The organism is Streptomyces tateyamensis, from assembly GCF_003205575.1.
In the GTDB taxonomy this organism is placed as follows: Bacteria; Actinomycetota; Actinomycetes; order Streptomycetales; family Streptomycetaceae; genus Kitasatospora; species Kitasatospora tateyamensis.
Genome location: NZ_PYBW01000135.1, coordinates 25,351 through 25,775, shown reverse-complemented (window position 1 = coordinate 25,775; position 425 = coordinate 25,351). Strand labels below are relative to the sequence as shown.

The 425-nt window shown below is 70.4% G+C and carries 1 protein-coding gene; it reads right to left on the bottom strand.

The window, feature by feature from the left end:
• Positions 1 to 40 precede the first annotated feature (40 nt).
• A partial coding sequence (locus C7C46_RS29025) for a 2OG-Fe(II) oxygenase family protein (RefSeq protein WP_146259248.1) occupies positions 41 to 425 on the bottom strand: 385 nt, incomplete at its 5' end.

Sequence of the window (425 nt, the reverse complement as noted above, 5' to 3'; positions counted from 1 at the left end):
AAAAGTCCCCGCCGGCACGTGCCGACCACCTGACTGTCAGTCAACTCACGTTGATGGCATCCAGCTTGTCCCTCAGATATACGGAGGAGTCCACCGGCTCATGCGCCACCGGGCCGGCGATCGGGGCGACCGTGGTGTGGGGGTCGCACTCGTAGAAGTAGACCAGGGACAGCAGGTCCTCGTCCGGGGCGTCGGGGGAGGGCGGGAGGACCCGGTGGCGGCCGGAGCGCCAGCGGCCGCCGGTCCAACGGGCCATCAGGTCTCCGATGTTGACGGTGAGTGCCGCCGGGTCGTACGGGGCGTCCTCCCAGCCCTCGCCGCCGTCCTCGGGGGCGATCCAGACCTGCAGCCCGCCCTTGCCCTGCTGGCGGTCCAGTAGGGTGACGGTGCCGAAGTCCGTGTGCGGGCCGATCCGGAACTGGCCG